This is a genomic window from Stenotrophomonas sp. YJH_SMC_119 (assembly GCF_059368315.1).
On sequence record NZ_JCAFRP010000001.1, the window covers coordinates 632,892 to 651,529 of the forward strand.

An 18,638-nucleotide genomic window follows, 5' to 3' on the forward strand; every position below is an offset into this window, starting at 1 on the left:
ACAAACGACTTGATCCCCTCCGTCCCCTTTTTCCTGCGGCAAAGAAAAGGCCGGCGTGCGCCGGCCTTTCCTCATTACGCCGCGAAGCTGTTTACAGCGACTTGGCCGCTTCCACCACGTGGGCAGTGGTGATGCCGAAGTGCTTGTACAGCTGGTCGGCCGGGGCCGAGGCACCGAAGGTGTCGATACCGATCACGGCACCGTCCAGGCCGACGAACTGGCGCCAGAAACCGGTGACGCCGGCTTCCACCGCCACGCGCTTGCGCACGGCGTTCGGCAGCACCGATTCACGGTAGGCCGCATCCTGGCGCAGGAACACGTCGGTGGACGGCATCGAGACCACGCGGGTCTTGAGGCCGGCCGCGTCCAGCTGGGCCTTGGCTTCGGTGGCCAGCGAGACTTCCGAACCGGTGGCGATCAGGATCACGTCCGGGGTACCAGCAGCATCGGCCAGCACGTAGCCACCGCGCTCGATCTGGGCGATCTGCTCGGCGTTGCGCGGCTGGTGCGGCAGGTTCTGGCGGCTGAACACCAGGCAGCTCGGGCCATCCTGGCGGGTGATCGCAGCCTTCCAGCTCACCGCCGACTCGACCGCATCGCACGGACGCCACACGTCGTTGTTCGGGATGTAGCGCAGCGAGGCCAGGTGCTCCACCGGCTGGTGGGTCGGACCGTCTTCGCCCAGGCCGATCGAGTCGTGGGTGTAGACGTGGATGGCGTGGGCCGGGATCAGCGCGCTCATGCGCACGCCGTTGCGGGCGTAGTCGCTGAACACCAGGAAGGTGGCGTCGAACGGAATGAAGCCACCGTGCAGGGCCAGGCCGTTGGCAATGGCGGTCATGCCGAACTCGCGCACGCCGTAGTACACGTAGTTGGCGTTGGCGTCGTCGCTGGCAACCGATTTGCTGCCCTTCCACAGGGTCAGGTTGGAGTGCGCCAGGTCAGCCGAGCCGCCGACGATTTCCGGCAGCAGCGGTGCATAGGCTTCGATGGCCAGCTGCGACGCCTTGCGCGAGGCAATCGTCGGGCCTTCGGCGGCCACCTGGGCGATGTAGGCATCGGCCTTGGCAACGAAGTCGGCCGGCAGTTCGCCATGCGAGCGGCGGGTCAGTTCGGCCGCTTCAGCCGGGTACTGGCTGGCGTACTTGTCGAACAGCTGTTCCCATTCGGCCTGGCGCAGCGTGCCGGCGCCGTTGGCGCGCCAGCCGTCGTAGATCGCCTGCGGGATCTCGAACGGACCGTATTCCCAGCCCAGCTGCTTGCGGGTGGCTTCCAGTTCGTCCTTGCCCAGCGGTGCGCCGTGGCTGGATTCCTTGCCCGCCTTGTTCGGCGAACCAAAGCCAATGGTGGTGCGGCAGCAGATCAGGGTCGGCTTGTCGCTCTGCGACAGCGCGGCCTCGATGCCGGCCTTGATGCTCTCCGGGTCATGACCATCGACATCGCGCACCACGTTCCAGCCATAGGCCTCGAAACGCTCCGGGGTGTTGTCGGTGAACCAGCCCTCGACGTTGCCGTCGATGGAGATGTGGTTGTTGTCCCAGAAGCAGACCAGCTTGTGCAGGCCCCAGGTACCGGCCAGCGAAGCGGCTTCATGCGACACGCCTTCCATCAGGCAGCCATCGCCCATGAACACCCAGGTGCGGTGGTCGACCACTTCCAGCTCCGGGCGGTTGAAGCGCTGTGCCAGCAGCTTCTCGGCCAGGGCGAAGCCCACGGCATTGGCGAAACCCTGGCCCAGCGGGCCGGTGGTGGTTTCCACGCCCGGGGTCTCGTGGCGCTCCGGGTGGCCGGCGGTGTGGCTGCCCAGCTGGCGGAACAGCTTCAGCTGCTCGATCGGCAGGTCGTAACCGCTCAGGTGCAGCAGCGCGTACTGCAGCATCGAACCGTGGCCGTTGGACAGCACGAAACGGTCGCGGTTGAACCAGTGCGGGTTGCTCGGGTTATGGCGGAGGTAGTCGTTCCAGAGGACTTCGGCGATGTCGGCCATGCCCATGGGCATGCCGGGGTGGCCGGACTTTGCGGTTTCAACCGCATCGGCGGCAAGGAAGCGGATGGCGTTGGCCAACTGGCGACGGGTAGGCTGCGTCATGGTTCTGTCGGAATCGGGAGGCGGCCGCGGACGTGCGGGCGGCCTATTGTCCCATAGTCGCCGGGCGGGGGGTCGGTTCACCTTGCCCGGTCGTGCCGGCCGCTGGCCGGCAACGTCGTCATCTCCCCCGGATTCCGCATGTGAAGCGGGGTCGGAGCCCTTTCCTTGCGGAAAGGAATCCGACCCCGATCAGGTCGCCAGCAGTGGCGTTGGACTCAGTCCTGCTGCGGGCCCAGCGCCGGGCCGTCGTGCGATTCGCCCTTGGCCACCAGCGTGGTCAGGGCCAGGTCGCCGGTCACGTTCAGCGCCGTACGGCACATGTCCAGGAAGTGGTTCACGCCCAGGATCAGGCCAATGCCCAGCGGGTTCACGCCCACCATCGCACAGATCATCGCCACCACCGGCAGCGAGCCCGACGGCACGCCGGCGGTGCCGATGCCACCGAGGATGCAGACCGCCATCACCATGATCTGCTGGCCGATGCTCAGGTCCACGCCGAAGAACTGGGCCAGGAAGATCACCGTCACGCCCTCGAACAGCGCGGTGCCGTTCTGGTTGGCGGTGGCGCCCACGGTCAGCACGAAGCGCGACACGCGCTGCGGCAGGCCCATCTGGTCGGCCACGCGCAGCGCGGTCGGCAGGGTGGCGTTGCTGGAGGCGGTGGAGAACGCCATCACCGTCGCTTCCTGGGTATCGCGGAAGAACGACAGCGGCGAACGGCCGGACAGCCACACGGCGGTACCGTAGGTCACGATCATGTGCAGGCCGAGTGCCAGCACCACCACGCCCACGTAGGCACCGAGGCGGATGATCAACTCGAAGCCGAACAGCGCGGCCAGGTTGAACATGAAGCAGGCCACCGCATACGGGGCCAGGCGGATGACCAGGTTGATCAGGGTCATCGAAATTTCGAACACGCCTTCAATGGCGCGGCGCAGCGGCGCGACCTTCTCATCGTCGGTCAGCACCATGCCGATGCCGAACATCAGCGCGAAGAACATCAGCGACAGGATCGCGCCGTTGTCGGACGCGGCCTGCAGCACGTTGCTCGGCACGATCGACAGCAGCATGTCCATGCCCTTCGGCGTGCCATGGATGCCAGCAACGATTTCCTTGCTGCGCTCGGCGTTCTCCGAGAGCATCATCGCAGCGACCTGCGGATCGACGCCGGCACCCGGCTTGAGCAGGTTGACCAGCACCAGGCCGATGCCCACGGCAATGCCGGACAGCAGCACGGTATACGCCAGGGTCTTCCAGCCGATGCGGCCAAGGGCACGGATGTCGCCCATCTCCGACACGCCCATGATCAGCGCCGAGAAGATCAGCGGCACGATCAGCATGAAGATCAGGTTGAGGAACAGGCCCGACGCCGGGGTGGTGATGTAGTCCATTACCCACTTGGCACCGGCCTGCAGACCATCGACGCTGCCGCCCAGGGCGTGCACGATCAGTCCCAGGATCAGGCCGATCGCAAAGCCGATGCCCATCTTCCAATGCAGGGGCAACTTCTTCTTGTCGGCAGCAGCTGCTGTCATGCGCGGATTTCCTCGAAAAATGAATGCACTCTAACAAAGCGCGCAAGCGGCGCCGGTTCAGGTTCGCCGCGTTGGATACAGCGGCGCCAGGCCAGTGTCAGCGGCGCCGGTAGCCGCCGACCAGTGCGGTCCGTCACGGAAGACCTCGCGCAGACGCGCGCGCAGCGATGCCAGGTCGCCCTGCCCGCCCCAGCGTGCCTGCTGCAGGTCCTGCAGCACCTGGCGCTGGCCAGGGTCATCCAACCGCGCGATGACCTGCTCGATGCGCTCAACCCCGGCCATCGCGCACAGCTGCGCTTCCACCTGATCGAAGCCTTCGCCATCCAGCGTGCGGCGCAGTTCGGTCAGGCCGGCACGTCCGCGCGCCACAGTCGGCACAGAGGGCTTGCCGGCTGCAGGCGTCGCCGCATGCGGTCGGCGGCCTCGCTGCCAGCCCCACAACAGGGTCAGCAGCCACAGCAGCGCCAGTCCGATGGCCGCGCCCATCCACGGCCACGGGCGTTCGGCCAGGCCGCTGGCGCGCGGATCGGTCGCGGCGATGCGGCTGTCCTGGCCATCGCCACCCGGCAGCGCAGCATCGGTGTCGATCGGCGGCAGCGGCGCAGGTGAAGCACTGCCACCGCCACTGCCGGCTGCGACAGCCAATGTCAGGTCCGGCAGCTTCGCTTCCTGCGCCTTGCCTGCGCGCACATCCCACCACGGCAGGCGCGGCCCCGGCACCACCAGCGAGCCTGGCTGGCGCGGCACGATCGAATAGCGGCGGGTGATCTTCAGCCGCGGCGTGCTGCCATTGAACGATTCTTCGTACTGCGCAGGTTCGGCGAATACCTGCGCATGGGTGCCCAGATCCGGCACCGGCAGGTCGGTGAACTGTGCACGGGTTGCCCCTTCGGCAATCGCCTCGACCACCACAGTGGCGGCCTCACCGGTACGGGCGCTGGTCGGCGCACTGGTGTAGCGCAGCTGGAGGCTCTGCAGCGGAAGCCATGGCTGCGGCGCCTGTGCCGGTTGCGCCTGTACCTGCAGCGTGCGATCGGCGCCGGTGGCATTCATGCGGCCGTCGCCGCCGCCGAAGAAGTCGTCGAAGAAGCCACCGGCACTGCGCCCACTGAAACGCGCACCGGCCAGCCGAAGTGCACCGCTGCGCTCGGGGATCAGCAGGAAGCGGCGCTCGACCACGTTGTAGCGGCGGCCGTTGACCTGCCGCACATCGGTGCGGTCATCGCCTACCCGCTGCAGCGACGCACCCGCCGGGGTATCCAGCACCAGTTCGCCAGAGGCCAGCTGAGAGGCGAAGAACAGCCTCACCACCACGCCTACACTCTGCTGCACATACGGCGTTTCGTCATCGACAACGGTTTCGATGAATGCCACCGCATTGCTGTCGGGGCCGGCCACGGCAGCGGCATCCACCTGCAGGGTCAGCGGCGCGGTACGGACGCTGCCCACCTGCAGGCCCGGCACCACCAGTGCACCACTACGCCGTGGCGTCAGCGCCACGCCATACAGGTTGCGCTGCTGCATGCTGCCGTTGCTCCACTCCACCTGGCGGCTGCTGGTCTGCCCGCTGAGGTCGAAGTCGGTACGCAACGGTGTGAAGTCAGGGGCACCCTGGTCGCTCTCGACATTGAGCGTGACCGTGTCGCCCATCGCGATGCGGTCGCGGTCCAGCCACGCGCGCGGCTGCGCCCAGGCCAGCAGCGGCAGCCACAGCAGCAGCGCCGCCAGTACCTGTCGGGGCCAGTGCCCGTGCATGTTGATCGCCCGCGTCATCGCCCTTCCCTCTTCCTGCGTTCATTTTCCAGCTGGAACTTGGCCCGCAGCAATGCGCCCGGATCATCCGGCACGCGCCGCATCCACGCCTCCACCGCCTGTTGCTCCTCGCGTTGGCGCGGAGTAGTGCCGTCACTGCCTGGCACGGGTTTGCCATCCTGTCCGCCCTTGCCCTCACGTGCCTGCTGCATCGCCTGCTGCATGCGCTGGCGCTGCTGCTTATCAGCCTGGGCCTGCGCCTTGGCATCCTCCACCTGTGGTGGCGCCTGCTGTCCATCTCGGCCACGCTCGCCGGGCTGAGGCGCCGACTGCGCGTCGTCGTCACCCGCCTTGGGCTGCCCCTGCTGGCCCTGCTGAGATGGTGGCTGACCCTGTCCTGGATCCTTCTGGCCCTGCTGCGGTTGCTGGCCCTGCGGGTTCCGCTGGCCCTGTGAATTGTTCTGCTGCTTCTGCTGCCCGTTCTGCTGCGGTTTCTGCTGGTCCTGGCCCTGCCCCCCCGACTGCTTGCGCTTGCGTGCGGCATCAACCACGGCACGGTTGGCGACCGCATCGGCCATGCCGGGATGCAGCGCCAGCGCGCGGTCGTAGGCGGCGATGGCTTCGTCGTAGCTGCCCTGGCGCGCCAGCGTGTTGGCCAGGTTGTACCAGCCCGCATCACTGTCGATGCCCTCGAACTGCTTGCGCGCAGTGGCGAAGTCGCCCGCGCGATAGGCCTGCACGCCGTCGGCCAGGCGCTGGTGCTGCAACTGGTCGGCGCGCTTCCACAGCGTGCCCTGCGATGGCGGCGAAGCGGGCGCTGGAGCTGCCTGCGCCTGCACATCCCCCATCCATGGCAGCAGGCCCACCGCCAGTACTGCGGCCAGCAGCGCGCGGCGGCGGAAGGCGAGCAGCGCCAGCAGCATCACCGGTGGCAGCAGCCAGAATCCTTCATCGCGCCATTGCCTGCCCTCGCCGGGCCGCTGCGCCGCAGTACCTTCGCGTGCATCAAGCACACCCAGTGCGCGCAGGTCACTGCCATCGGCGGTGATGCGCGCATAGCGACCGCCACCTGCCGTGGCCACCGCACGCAGGCGACCTTCGTCCAGCGCAGCCTGACGGATCTGTCCGCTGTCGTCACGATACGCCGCACCCGCCGGTGTACCGAGCCCCAGCACCGACACCTGCAGGCCGAGACCACGTGCCTGCGCGGCCGCCAATGCAGCTTCACCATCGGCTTGATCGGTGACCAGCAGGATCTGTCCCTGCGGTGCAGCGATCTGCCGCATCAGCCGCGTGGCCCAGTCGATGCCACGGTCGGCACGCTGGCCATCACGCGGCATCACATCCGGCGACAAGGCATCCAGATACAGCGCGACGTTGCTGCCGTCATCGGTCAGCGGCGCGACGGTGTAGGCATCTTCGGCGTACACCACCAGCCCCACCTGCCCACCCTTGCGTGCGCGCAGGAGCTCGCCGACCTTGGCCCTTGCCTGCAGCAGGCGCGACGGTGGCAGGTCGGTGGCAGTGATGCGGCTGGACAGATCCAGCACGATCAGCAGCGGTGCGCTGGGCTGGAACATCGGCTGTGCCTGCTGCCGCCAGCTCGGCCCCGCCATCGCCAGTGCTGCCAGCGTCCAACCCAGCAGCACTGCCAATGGCAGCCGCACGCGACGGCGAGCACCGGCGGCCAGCAGATGCGGCAACAGGTGCGCATCCACCGCCTGCCGCCACGCATCGCTGCGCCGCTGCCGGTACAGCGCCACGGCGAGAATCACCGGCAAGGCCAGCAAGGCCCACAGCCATTCCGGGCGCAGGAAGTGCAGTGCATTCCAGTCGGGAAGATGGGATGCCAACGCGATCATCGACGGCGCTCCGGCCACACCCATGCCAATGCCCCCAGCAGCAAGGCCAGGCCCAATGGCCACGCATAGCGCTCCTCGCGCGGGCGCAGGCTCGGCCCCTTCGCAGCGATCGGCTCCAGACGATCCAGTTCGGCGTAGATGCCGGCCAGCTGCGCGGTATCGCGTGCGCGGAAGAACTGGCCACCGGTCAGGCTGGCAATCTTCTTCAACGTGGCCTCGTCGACCGGGTCCTGGTCAGCGGAAATCGGAATACCGAGGAAGCGCATGCTGCCATCGCCACCGAACGCGACGGTGTGGATGCGCACCCCTTCAGCTTGCGCGACTTCGGCCGCACGCAGCGGTTCCAGCACGCCGGCATTGCTGACGCCGTCGGTCAGCAGGATCAGTACACGTTGCCCTTCCGGCTGGCTGCGCAGGCGCTTCACCGCCAGGCCGATGGCATCACCGATGGCCGTCTCGCGCCCGGCCAGGCCGACCACGCTGTCGCGCAGCTGGTCGCGCACACTGGCCAGGTCCGCAGTGAGTGGCGTGAGCGTATAAGCGCGGTCCCCGAAGATCAGCAGGCCGATGCGATCGCCGGCACGACGATCCAGGAAATCGGCCAGCACGGCCTTGGCTGCGGTGAGGCGATCCACCGCCTGCCCCCCCAGCACCATGTCGCCCTCGCCCATGCTGCCGGACACGTCCATCGCCAGCATCATCTGCCGGCCCTGCTGCGGTGGCGTGATCGCTTCGCCCAGCTGTTGCGGGCGAGCCAGTGCGACACACAGCGCGCACCAGCCCAGCCACAACAGCAGCGTACGCAGCCACGACCCATCGACGCGGCCGCCACCGGCCAGCGCTTCCAGTTCCGTCGCCGCATAGGGCACGCGCAGCGCAGCGCCGGGATCGGCACGACGCTTCCACCAGCGCATCAGCAACGGCAACGGCAGCGCCAGCAGGGCCAGCGGCCACGCCAGCTGCAGGTCGGGCCATGGCCAGTAACTTGCCAGCAGGTTCATCGGCGGCGCTCCAGCAGCATCGCCAGGTAGCGCTCGCGCGCCCAGCTACGCACGGCCGCCACTTCGCTGGCGTCCACGCGGGGACGATAGGCACCTTCGGCCAGGAGGTTGCGGCGCGCATCCGGCAACGTGCCCTTCGGATCCACGCGCTGCCACCAGGCATCGTCACGCAGGGATTCACTGCCGGGCTGTGCCTGTCGCGCGGCGCGACGCAGCAGGCCGGCGATCGCCGCCAGTTCCGCGGTGGCATCGGCGGTGGTGGCCAGCTCCTGGTCGAACGCCTGTAACCAGCGTTGGCGACGACGGCGGCGCTGCCACCACAGCAGGGCCAGCGCCAGGATCACCAGCAACACCGCGCCACCGACCATCAGATAGCCGGGGGCCGGCGGCCACCACGACGGTGCCGGCGGCAACTGCACATCGCGCAGCGGAAGGTTGGCGCTCATGCCGGCACCTCGGTTACCGGTGGTGCCAACCAGGCGTCGCTGGGCGCATCGGTGGACAACACCTGCACGTCAACGCGGCGTGCGCCGAGCTGGCGGCGCAGCGCCTGCAGTGGTTCGACGAAGTGCGCCTGCCAGTGCGCCTGCACCTCGCTGCGACGCAGGTCGAGGCCAATGCGCTGCTGCGCGGTCTGGAACTGCAGGGCCGCCGAGGGCGGTTGCAGTTCGAGGGGATCGACCAGCAGCACCAGGCTGAGGTCATGGTGCTGGGCCAGCGCGCTCCAGCGCACGACGGGAATCCGCGCGGCCTGCTGCGGATCGGCCAGCACCAGCATGCGCGCCCCGGGGCGCAGCACGCGGGCGGCATGGTCCAGCGCGCGTTCCAGGCCGAGATCGTCGGCGGGTGGCTGTGTGTACCAGCGGGTGAGTGCGTCGAGCACACGCAGTACACCACGCGGCCCACCCGCAGGTGCAATCGGCGCTTCGCGGTCACTGCCGCGCAGGGCACCCACGCGGTCACCGCGACGCTGCGCCGACCACGCGGCGACGGCGCCCGCGCGTGCCGCCTGCACCGACTTGAATCGCACGCGGGTGCCGAAATACAGCGCCGGCGACGTATCGGCCACGATCAGGCTGACCCGCTCGCGTTCGGCCTGGAAAAGCTTGGTATGGGCACGGCCGGTCCGCGCGGTCACGCGCCAGTCGATATGCCGTGCATCATCACCGGCCACGTACTCGCGTGACTCGGCGTACTCCATGCCACGCCCACGCAGCGGCGACGGCGCCTGCCCGGCGTTGCCGGCACGGCCACGGCGTGGCGGCGGCGGCCGCTGTGCCAGCCGGCGCAGGGCTACCAGTTCGGACAGGTGCGGGCGCAGTCCGTCGCCATCACTGACGGTGGATGCGGCTTCCAGGGATGGATCGGTCATGCGCGGGCTCAGGGTGCCGGCACCCGGGCCAGCAGCTCCTGCACCAGGCGTTCGCCATCCCAGCCTTCGGCGGTGGCTTCGTAGCTGGGCAGCACGCGATGGCGCAGCACGTCGGCGGCAACCGCACGCACATCGTCGGGGGTGACGAAGTCACGGCCGGCCAACCAGGCGCGTGCACGGGCGCAGCGTTCCAACGCAATGGAACCACGCGGGCTTGCGCCCCAGGCGATGCGGCGCCCGAGGCCGGCGTCATAGCGCGACGGATCACGCGAGGCCAGCACAAGTTCGACCAGGTAGCGCTCCAGCGCCGGCGCCATGTGCAGGTCCAGCACTTCGCGGCGGGCATCGAACACATCCTGCATCGGCAGCTTCTCCGGTGCGGGTGCCGCCTCGCCCAGGGCGCCACGGGCACGCTCGCGGGCGAGCCGCAGGATCTCCGATTCGGCGGCCTGGTCCGGATAGCCGATGCGTACGTGCATCAGGAAACGGTCCAGCTGCGCTTCCGGCAGCGGGAAGGTACCTTCCTGCTCGATCGGGTTCTGCGTGGCCATCACCAGGAACAGCGGCGGCAACGCATAGGTGTGGCGGCCAACCGTGACCTGGCGCTCGCCCATGGCCTCCAGCAGCGCCGACTGCACCTTGGCCGGCGCACGGTTGATCTCGTCGGCCAGCAGGATCGGGTGGAAGATCGGGCCAGGTACGAATTCGAAGCGCCCTTCCTGCGGGCGCCAGATCTCGGTGCCGGTCAGGTCGGCCGGCAGCAGGTCGGGGGTGAACTGCACGCGGGCGAAATCCGCCTCCAGGCGCGAGGCCAGTGCGCGGATGGCCGTGGTCTTGGCCAGTCCCGGGGCGCCCTCCACCAGCAGGTGCCCGTCGGCCAGCAATGCGATCAACAGGCGTTCGACCAAAGCCGCCTGGCCGACGATTTCGGCCGACAGCGCGTCGCGCAACTGGTTGAAGGCGCCATGCAGGCGGGAGGCGGCCGGCGCGGGCGGCGGCGAGACGGTTTCGGGCATCGGCGGTGGCAGGTTCATGGGGGCCTTTGACCGGCGCGGGACGGCACGGGTTCCCCACATCATCGCAGGGTGCCCTGCGATTGGCATCAAGAACGGCTGAACGGGCCTCTCCTCCACGCATGGCGTGGATCTACCGGATCATCCGCGGACTACGTCCGGCATGAACGAAGAAGGGCCGCACATGGCGGCCCTTGTTCGTGTCGCGGGTTCGCTGGCTCAGTTCTGCCTGGCCACGCGCAGCACCTTCGGGGTGACGAACACCAGCAGCTCGGCCTTGTCCTTGCTGCGGCCACGCTTCTTGAACAGGTTGCCCAGGAACGGTACATCGCCCAGGAACGGAACCTTGCTGATGCTGTTGCGGTCGGTGAACTCGTACACACCACCGATGACCACGGTCTGCCCGTCCTCGACCAGCACTGCGGTGTTCACTTCGCGGCGGTTGATCGACGGCACGGTGCCATAGCCTTCCAGCTGGATCAGCCGGTCCACTTCGTCCTTCTTCACCTGCATGTTGAGGAACACGCGGTTGTCGTTGGTGATGGTCGGGGTGACCTTCAGTTCCAGCACCACTTCCTTGAACTGCACGTTCGGCGTAGCGACACCGCCCGCACCGGCGCTGATGGTCACATAGCCGATTTCCTTACCCTGCTTGATCAGGGCCTCGCGCTGGTTGGTGGTGACCACGCGCGGGTTGGAGATCACTTCACCACGCGACTCCTCCTGCATGGCCGACAGCTCGACGTCCAGCAGGTAGCCGGCATTGAGGATCGACAGCGCAAGCGAGCCTGCCGGGTTGGTGGACGCCGCCGGCATGGCCCAGTTCAGGCCACGGGTGATTGCCGAGCCGACCGGCACCGGCGCCGGGCCCGTACTGCCACCGGCCAGCCAGTCGCGGTAGGCCTTGGCGTTGGTCGCATTGGCTTCGACCTGCGACTTGCGGGTTGCCTCGTTGGCTTCCAGATTGCCGCTGAAGTAGGCGTTGTCGCGGCTGCCACTGATGCCGAACCGCGCGCCCAGCTCACGCGCGAACGTATCGGTGGCGATCACGATGCGGCTTTCGATCAGCACCTGGTCGACCGGGCGGTCGATCACGTTGATCAGCTCACGCATGCGCGCGATCTTCTTCGGAATGTCGCTGATCATCAGCGTGTTGGTGCGCTCGTCGGCAACGATGCGGCCACGGCCGGACAGGAAGCCACTCTCCTCCTGCGACGACCCACCACCACCGCCACCTGCGCCACCACCGCCACCACCGCCGATGCCCTTGGCTTCGGTCAGGGCTTTGAAGATCTGGGTGGCGCTGTGGTAGTTGATCTGGACGTAATCGGTCACCAGGTCTTCGCGGTTCTCGATGGCGATGCGCGCGTCTTCCTTCTCCTGCTCGAACTTGGCCAGCTCGGCCTGCGGGCCGACCCAGATCACGCTGCCATCGCGTCGCTTGTCCAGGCCCTTGGCACGCAGCACGATGTCCAGTGCCTGGTCCCACGGCACGTTGACCAGGCGCAGGGTCACATTGCCCTGCACCGAGTCGGAGGCCACCACGTTGAGGTTGGACTCTTCGGCGATCAACTGCAGCACGGTGCGCACTGGCACGTCCTGGAAATTGAAGGTCACCGGCTTGCCGGTGAAGCCACGCTGGCCGACGGCCTTTGCGGCCTGGGTGACGCTGCCGGCGGTCACTGCACCGACGGCGGCCGGAGCCTGCCGCGCGCTGATCTCCACCACGTATTCGTTGCCGCTCTGGTAGGCCAGTGACTCCACCGCACCGCCGGTGCTCAGCACCAGCTGGGTGCCGGCGCCGGACGGCTTGGCGTCGATGCGCTGCACCGGCGTGGCGAAGTCGACGACGTTCAACGGCTTCTGCAGGTTGGCCGGCAGGCGGGCATTGCCCACGTCGACCACCACGCTGTTGCCCTGCGTGCGCAGGTCCGGGATCGCGCCCTGGCCGTCAAACTGCACGATCAGGCGGCCCGCGCCATCATCGCCGCGCTTGAAATCGATCTTGGCCACCGACAGGCCGGCCGGTGCCGCGGCCGGTGCGACGGTGGTGCCCACCGGCTTCTCCGCCGGTGCGGCGGCCAGCGCCGGAGCGCAGGCCAGCATCAGCGCGACTCCCAACGCGCTGACACGGTTCAAGGTAGAGCGCCGGTTGGGACGCAGCCCCTTGGCTTGGTGAAAGGTCATCGTGCTATCCCCAGTAAACGATCATTGATCTTCAAGCGAGAGCGTTGCCGGCCGTTCCAGCCAGCCACCCGCGCCATCCGGCACCAGTTCGATCAGCTCCACACGGTCTTCGAAGACCGCAGTGACCCGCCCGTCGCTCTGCCCCAGGTAACCGCCCGGGCGCACCCGGTAGGTCACCTTGTCCGGTCCCATCACCAGTGCGACGGTGCCGCCGCCGGTGCCGATGGTACCGACCATGTCCAGTGCGTCCAGCGGGAAGCCCTCCAGGGGCTCCTTGCGCCGGTTCGGATCCGGCCGCAATCCGCCATTCCCCTGCGGATTGGTCCAGGCATCGGTGAACGGATCACGCAGGCCCTGCGCGGAGTATTCGAAGGTCTCGAACTGCTGCATCACAGGCAACGGTTCCAGCGGCTGCGCCGGCCGGGCACGTTCGCCTTCCACCCACTTCTCGAGATTCGGCGCATCGCCCGGCGTGCTGGTCACGCCACGGCCGCAGGCGGCCAGCAGCAACACGGCAGCGGCCATCCCGCAGCGTGCAAAGAAGGAACGGATCACTTGCTGCCCTCCTTGCCGGCTTCAGCCTTCTGCTGTTCCTGCACCTCGGTTTCGTCGAGATACCGGTAGGTCTTGACCGTGCCGGACAATTCCAGCGCACCGGCACGCGAACCACCGCCAGCCTTGTCCGCCGGCTTCAGGTTGATGTCGTGCATGGTCAGGATCACCACGCGCGGCAGCGAGGCCACGCCACTGACGAACGCACCGAACTGGTGGTAGCTGCCCACCATCTTCAGCTTGATCGGCTTCTCGGCGTAGAACTCCTTGACCTGCTCCTGTTCCGGTTCGAACAGCTGGCTGGTCAGGCCGCTGGACAGCGCGGTCTGCGAAATGTCGATGATCAGGTCCGGCATTTCGGTCTTGCTGGGCAGCTGCCGCAGCATCTGCTGCAGCACCTGCTCCATCTGCGCCAGCTGCTGCTTCAGCGGCCCCAGGTTCACCGCGCGTTCCTGCTGCTTGGAGAACTCGGTGCGCAGATCGCTTTCCTTCGATTCCAGGCTGGCCAGTTCATCGCGCTTGCCGCTGATCAGCAGCATCCATGCAACGAACATGATGACCAGGGCCAGCAACGAACAGAAGACGATCTTGGCCTTCTGCGGCCAGTTGCCGATGTCGTTGAAATCCAGGTTCTTCAGATCGATTTTCTGGCTCATGCGCGGTCCCCCTGCAGCGGGGCGTAAGAGGCCTGCGGCGGCTGCGCCAGGCGGCTGCCCTCAGGCCTGGCGGCCGGGGCCGGTGCGGCGGGCTGGTTCGGCTTGGCCGGTGCAGGCGCCGGTGCGCTGGCGGGTGCTGCGGCCGGGGCCGCCGCCGGTTGGGCCGGGGCCGGTGCTGGTGCAGCAGCCGGGGCCGCCGCATCGGGGCCGGCGGCAAGCGGCGCCACGGCGGGCGTCGCAGCCGGGGCGGCCGCCACGCTGCCATCCGCGTTCAAACCGGCAGTGCCTGTCTCTTCACTCTGCGCCGGCAGCTTCACCGTGACCTTGAACATGTACGGCAGTGCCTTGATGTCCGATACCGGGCCGGCTGCAGTCTTGTCGCCGGCACTGGCCTGGATGATCGACAGCTCCGGGTTGGTCATCCAGCCGGAGGTTTCCAGGTTGCGCATGTAAGCCGACACGCGTGCATTGGACTGGGTGCGTCCCTCGAGGGTGAGCATGTCCCCCTCCTGCTGCAGGGCGGTCAGCACCACGCCGTCAGGAATCGTGCGCACCAACGCGTCGAACAGGTGGACCATCTGCGAGCGCTTGGCCTGCAGTTCCTCGATCACCTTCTTGCGGGCCAGCAGGCGGTCCTTCTGCGCATCGAGGCGGTCGATCTCCTTGTTCTGTTCCTTGACCTTCTCGATCTCGGCTTCCAGATAGGCATTGCGGTCCATCTGGCCGCTCACCTGGCGGTCGTAATAGAACCAGATCAGCAGCGACAGCAGCAGGCCACCAATCGCGGCCATGCCCAGCATTGCGTAGAACTCGCGCTGGCGTTGCTTGCGCCGCTCGGCGCGCCAGGGCAATAGATTGATGCGTGCCATCAGTCGAAGCTCCTCAGCGCCAGACCGGTGGCGATCATCAGCGCGGGGGCATCCTGGGCCAGCGCATGCGCGTTCACCTTCGGGCCCAACGTCATCTGTGCCAGCGGGTTGGCGACCACGGTCGGCACGCCCAGCTGCTCCTCGACCATTTCCGGCAGCCCGCCCAGCACGGCGCAGCCGCCGGCCAGCACGATGTGATCAACGCGGTTGAACTCACTGCCTGCATAGAAGAACTGCAGCAGGCGGCTGATCTGCTGGACCGTGGCTTCCTTGAACGGCTCCAGCACTTCCATCTCGTAGCTTTCCGGCAGCCCGCCCTGGCGCTTGGCCAGGCCGGCCTCCTCGTAGCTCAGGCCGTAACGGCGCATGATCTCGTCGGTCAGCTGCTTGCCACCGAACACCTGTTCGCGGCTGTACAGGCTGCGGCCGCCGCGCAGGACGTTGAGGGTGGTCATGGTGGCGCCGATATCGACCAGCGCGACCACGCCGTCGATGGACACCGGCAGCTCGCTGGCGACCAGGGCGTAGGCGTTCTCGACCGCGAAGGCCTCCACGTCCATCACCTTGGCCTGCAGACCACCCAGTTCCAGGGCCGACTGGCGCAGTTCCACGTTCTCCGAACGCGACGCGGCCAGCAGCACCTGGACCATCTCCGGGTTGTTCGGGATCGCCCCGATCACCTCGAAGTCCAGGTTCACTTCCTCGATCGGGTACGGAATGTAGTTGACCGCTTCCAGCTCGATCTGGGCTTCCATGTCGTTCTCGTCGAGCTCGGCCGGCATCGGGATCACCTTGGTGATCACCGCCGACCCGGCGACGGCGGCAGCGGCCAGCTTGGCCTTGCTGCCTGAACGGTTCATGGCACGGCGGATGGCCTCACCCACGGCCTCCACTTCCACGATGTTCTTCTCTACCACCGCATTCGGCGGAAGAGGTTCCACAGCGTAATGTTCCACACGGAAACGATTGCCGCTGCGGGACAGCTGCAAAAGCTTTACCGCAGTCGAACTGATGTCGACGCCTACAAGCGGCGACTGACTTTTTGGGATGAGCCCCACGGTTTCTCCCCTGCCGACGGGCACTTGGACGCAAGACCTGCGCCCGAGCATTAATAACGTATTCTTAGCAAATGGCAACGGCCCTGCTGTGAAGTTCCTCACGGATTCACGATGCAGCCCCTGACTGTTCCCCTTGCGCTCCCCGGTGCCGACCCCAGCCGCCACCTTGCGTAATCTATACTCTGCGACCACGAAATTCGCAATCGGAATCTGAACCCGATGACTCGACTCCGCCGCTGGCTGCGCTGGATCTTCCTGATTGTCCTGGTCCTGGCGCTGATCGGCGCGGCCGCCGTGGGCGGTCTGTACTACGCTGTGTCCTCCAAGCTTCCCGACGTGCAGACCCTGCGCGACGTGGAAATGCAGGAGCCGATGTACGTCTATGCTGCCGACGGCAAGCTGATGGCGGTGTTCGGCGAGACCCGGCGCACCCCGATCACCATGAAGGACGTGCCCGAGCGCCTGAAGCAGGCCTTCCTGGCCACCGAGGACGCCCGCTTCTACGAGCATGGCGGCGTGGACTACATGGGCATCGGCCGTGCGGTGTGGCTGCTGGCCACCACCAACGACAAGCGCGTGCCGGGTGGTTCCACCATCACCCAGCAGGTGGCCCGCCAGTTCTTCCTCAGCTCCGAGTACAGCTACACCCGCAAGCTGGCCGAGATCCTGCTGGCACGGAAGATCGAGTCCGAGCTGAGCAAGGACGAGATCTTCGAGCTGTACCTGAACAAGAGTTTCTTCGGCAACCGTGCCTACGGCGTGGCCGCCGCCGCCGAGTTCTATTACGGCAAGAAGCTGAACGAGCTGGACCTGGACGAGATGGCCTCGCTGGCCGGCATCCCCAAGTTCCCCTCCTCGGGCAACCCGATCTCCAACCCGGAGCGCGCCCGCCAGCGTCGTGACAACTATGTGCTGCAGCGCATGGCCGACCTGAAGTTCGTCAGCCAGGCCGAGGCCGACGCGGCCAAGGCCGTGCCGATGCACGCCACCGCCCATGAGCCGCCGGTGCAGGTCGACGCGCCGTACGTGGCCGAGCTGGTGCGCCAGGAAATGATCGCCCGCTTCGGCGGGGATGTGGTCAACAAGGGCTACCACGTCACCACCACCATCGACTCCACCCTGCAGACCGCCGCCAACCAGTCGGTGCGCGACGGCCTGCTGCTGTACGACCACCGCCACGGCTGGCACGGCGTGGAGAAGCAGGTGCAGGTGGGTGCGGGTGAAGACGCCGCCGCCCTGGCCGAGCACCTGCGCGGCATGTACGGCCAGGCCGGCCTGCTGCCGGCGATCGTCGCCAGCACCGGCGCCGATGGCAGCGCCACCGTGGTGCTGGCCAACCGCAGCGAGATCGTGCTGCCGGCCGGTGCCGCCAAGTGGACCAACAAGACCCCGGGCAAGCTGGTGCAGCGCGGCGACATCGTGCGCGTGCGCGCCGGTGCCAAGGAAGGTGAGTGGCTGTTGGACCAGATCCCGCGCGGCCAGTCCGCGCTGGTCTCGCTGGATGCCCACAGCGGCGCGCTGAAGGCGCTGGTTGGCGGTTTCAGCTTCTCCGGCAACAAGTTCAACCGTGCCACCCAGGCCCGCCGCCAGCCGGGTTCGAGCTTCAAGCCCTTCATCTACGCCGCGGCCTTCGACAAGGGCTACAACCCGGCCTCGATCGTGCTCGACGCCCCGGTCGTGTTCCGCGACCGCCGCGGCAAGACCTGGGCCCCGCAGAACGACGGCGGCGGTTTCCGCGGCCCGATGCGCCTGCGCGAAGCGCTGGTGCAGTCGCGCAACCTGGTCTCGGTGCGCCTGCTTGATGGCATGGGCGTGGACTACGCGCGCAAGTACATCAGCGAATTTGGTTTCGCCGAATCGGAACTGCCGCCGAACCTGTCGATGTCGCTGGGTACCGCCTCGCTCACCCCGCTGTCGGTGGCCCGTGGCTACGCCGTGTTCGCCAACGGCGGCTCGCGCGTGGACACCTGGCTGATCGACCAGGTGAACGACCGCGACGGCAACCTGGTGTTCAAGGAAAACCCGGCGATGGCCTGCCGCGACTGCGCCGGCAGCAGCGACCAGCCGGTCAACCAGGTGGTGGACGGCTTCAACTTCGGCGCCCCGGCCCCGAAGGTGGACCCGGCCGCTGCGGCCAAGGCCGAAGCCAAGACCGAAACCCCGGCCGCGCCGGCCAACCCCGATGCCCGCACCGCCCCGCGCGCGATCGACGCCCGCACCGCCTACCAGCTGGTGTCGATGATGCGCGACGTGGTCCAGCGCGGTACCGGTGTGCAGGCCAAGGTGCTCGGACGCGAGGACGTGGGCGGCAAGACCGGCTCCACCAACGACCACCGCGACGCCTGGTTCTCCGGCTTCGGCGGCCCGTACGTGACCACCGTGTGGGTGGGCCGCGACGACTTCCGCTCGCTGGGTTACCGCGAGTACGGTGGCAAGGCCGCCCTGCCGATCTGGATCGACTACATGCGCACCGCGCTGAAGGACACCCCGATTGCGCAGAACGAGCCGCCCAGCGGCATGGTCCAGGCCACCCTCAACGGCGCGACCGAGTGGGTGAAGGTGGAAGACATGGACCGCCTGACCGACTACGACCTGAACCTCAATACGCCGCAGGCCGACGCCGCCGCGTTCGATATCTTCTGAGGAAGGATTCGGTGGGTGCCAACCGTTGGTTGGCACCGCCTCTGTAGAG

Annotated in this window: 14 protein-coding genes; 1 reads left to right on the forward strand and 13 read right to left on the reverse strand. The window is 67.6% G+C overall.

The window, feature by feature from the left end; translation table 11 throughout:
• Positions 1-91: 91 nt before the first annotated feature.
• From tkt to AC5P6S_RS02985, 13 genes are all read right to left on the reverse strand, one after another.
• A complete protein-coding gene (gene tkt / locus AC5P6S_RS02925) occupies positions 92-2,089 on the reverse strand; it encodes a transketolase (RefSeq protein WP_005410847.1) in 1,998 nt (665 codons plus the stop codon).
• A 215-nt stretch (positions 2,090-2,304) separates the two neighbouring features.
• Entirely contained in the window at positions 2,305-3,624 is a 1,320-nt protein-coding gene (locus tag AC5P6S_RS02930) for a dicarboxylate/amino acid:cation symporter (protein ID WP_024958479.1), read from the reverse strand.
• 57 nt (positions 3,625-3,681) lie between these two features.
• Positions 3,682-5,397: a BatD family protein gene (locus AC5P6S_RS02935; RefSeq protein ID WP_180874389.1), complete on the reverse strand. Its 1,716-nt coding sequence runs from the start codon at positions 5,395-5,397 to the stop codon at positions 3,682-3,684.
• On the reverse strand, positions 5,394-7,238 hold the full coding sequence (locus tag AC5P6S_RS02940; protein ID WP_099561580.1) for a VWA domain-containing protein: 1,845 nt from the start codon (positions 7,236-7,238) through the stop codon (positions 5,394-5,396). The genes AC5P6S_RS02935 and AC5P6S_RS02940 overlap by 4 nt, the downstream gene beginning before the upstream one ends.
• Complete coding sequence (locus AC5P6S_RS02945; protein WP_024958482.1) at positions 7,235-8,239, reverse strand: vWA domain-containing protein; 1,005 nt, start codon at positions 8,237-8,239, stop codon at positions 7,235-7,237. The genes AC5P6S_RS02940 and AC5P6S_RS02945 overlap by 4 nt, the downstream gene beginning before the upstream one ends.
• On the reverse strand, positions 8,236-8,685 hold the full coding sequence (locus AC5P6S_RS02950; protein WP_076739771.1) for a DUF4381 family protein: 450 nt from the start codon (positions 8,683-8,685) through the stop codon (positions 8,236-8,238). Before AC5P6S_RS02950 ends, AC5P6S_RS02945 begins: the two co-directional genes overlap by 4 nt.
• Entirely contained in the window at positions 8,682-9,611 is a 930-nt protein-coding gene (locus tag AC5P6S_RS02955) for a DUF58 domain-containing protein (RefSeq protein WP_005414346.1), read from the reverse strand. The genes AC5P6S_RS02950 and AC5P6S_RS02955 overlap by 4 nt, the downstream gene beginning before the upstream one ends.
• Before the next feature lie 8 nt (positions 9,612-9,619).
• A complete protein-coding gene (locus AC5P6S_RS02960; protein ID WP_005410854.1) occupies positions 9,620-10,645 on the reverse strand; it encodes an AAA family ATPase in 1,026 nt (341 codons plus the stop codon).
• Positions 10,646-10,843: 198 nt separating this feature from the next.
• Positions 10,844-12,811 (reverse strand): type IV pilus secretin PilQ, encoded by a 1,968-nt coding sequence (locus tag AC5P6S_RS02965; RefSeq protein ID WP_005410855.1) that lies wholly within the window; start codon positions 12,809-12,811, stop codon positions 10,844-10,846.
• Positions 12,812-12,832: 21 nt separating this feature from the next.
• Entirely contained in the window at positions 12,833-13,336 is a 504-nt protein-coding gene (locus tag AC5P6S_RS02970; RefSeq protein WP_044571441.1) for a pilus assembly protein PilP, read from the reverse strand.
• 26 nt (positions 13,337-13,362) lie between these two features.
• Positions 13,363-14,019 carry a type IV pilus inner membrane component PilO gene (locus AC5P6S_RS02975; protein WP_005410857.1) on the reverse strand — a complete coding sequence of 219 codons (657 nt, stop codon included), beginning with the start codon at positions 14,017-14,019 and terminating at the stop codon, positions 13,363-13,365.
• The gene (locus AC5P6S_RS02980; protein ID WP_049396146.1) at positions 14,016-14,888 is read right to left on the reverse strand and encodes a PilN domain-containing protein; all 873 of its coding nucleotides are present in this window, start codon (positions 14,886-14,888) and stop codon (positions 14,016-14,018) included. Before AC5P6S_RS02980 ends, AC5P6S_RS02975 begins: the two co-directional genes overlap by 4 nt.
• Positions 14,888-15,946, reverse strand: coding sequence for a pilus assembly protein PilM (locus AC5P6S_RS02985; RefSeq protein ID WP_005410860.1), 1,059 nt, complete (start codon positions 15,944-15,946; stop codon positions 14,888-14,890). The genes AC5P6S_RS02980 and AC5P6S_RS02985 overlap by 1 nt, the downstream gene beginning before the upstream one ends.
• 219 nt (positions 15,947-16,165) lie before the next feature.
• On the opposite strand from AC5P6S_RS02985, the gene AC5P6S_RS02990 reads away from it, so the two are divergent.
• Complete coding sequence (locus AC5P6S_RS02990) at positions 16,166-18,589, forward strand: penicillin-binding protein 1A (protein ID WP_242875087.1); 2,424 nt, start codon at positions 16,166-16,168, stop codon at positions 18,587-18,589.
• The last annotated feature ends 49 nt before the right edge of the window (positions 18,590-18,638 follow it).